We start from the raw sequence: 855 nt of genomic DNA, 5'->3' as shown, positions 1-855 counted from the left end.
CGCCGCCGGGCCGGCGGGTGACGTTCGCCGCCGATTCGCGGCTGATCCACGCCGACCGGGCCGCGGCAGTGGTGATCAAGGACGCGGGCGACGATCCTGACGTGACGCACGGTGCCCGGCCGACCGCGCCCGCCCTCCGGCGGGACGAGCCGGGCATCGAGCCGGACGGCGGCATCGGGGCCGGCGTCGTCACCAAGCCCGGCCTCGGCCCGGAGCCCGGTGGCGCGGTGGTCGACCCGGTGCCGCACAAGATGATCGAACAGGCGGTGGGGGAGTCTGTGGACCTGAAGATGCGAGGGGTACGCGTCGTCATCTCCGTGCCCGACGGGGAGAAGACGGCGCGCAGGACGACGAACGAACGGCTCGGCGTCCTCGGCGGGATCTCGATCCTCGGCACGACCGGGATCGTGCGCCCGTTCTCGACGGCGTCGTGGCGGGCGAGCGTCGAGCGGGCGGTCGCGGTGATGGCCGCGCAGGGGGAGCGCACGCTCGTGCTGTGCGCGGGAGGCCGCACCGGAGAGGGCGCGATGCGGCTGCTGCCGCAGTTGCCCGGCGTGTGCTTCGTGGAGGCCGGCGACTGCACCGGCGCCGCGCTCCGCAGGGCCGTGGAGCACGGCGTCACGCAGGTGGTGTTCGTCGGGATGGCCGGCAAGCTGGCCAGGCTCGCCTCCGGCGTGCTGATGTCGCACTACACGCGCTCGAAGGCCGACACCGAGCTGCTCGCCGAGATCACGCGCGTCATGGGCGGCTCGGACGAGCTGGCCGCGCGGGTCGCGGAGGCCGGCACGGCGCGGCACGCGTACGAGCTGTGGGAGGGCGAGGGACTGCTGGGCCGCGCCGGGCGCGAGCTGTGCC

At 75.1% G+C, this 855-nt stretch carries 1 protein-coding gene; it reads left to right on the top strand.

Annotated elements, in window-relative coordinates:
• Nucleotides 1–855 (top strand): cobalt-precorrin-5B (C(1))-methyltransferase CbiD (cbiD, locus tag ACFFNX_RS51520; RefSeq protein ID WP_378213830.1); only part of this gene is annotated, 855 nt, incomplete at both ends.

Source organism: Actinoallomurus acaciae, from assembly GCF_042429965.1.
Classification (GTDB): Bacteria; Actinomycetota; Actinomycetes; order Streptosporangiales; family Streptosporangiaceae; genus Actinoallomurus; species Actinoallomurus acaciae.
This window is presented reverse-complemented; position numbering and strand designations above follow the sequence as displayed.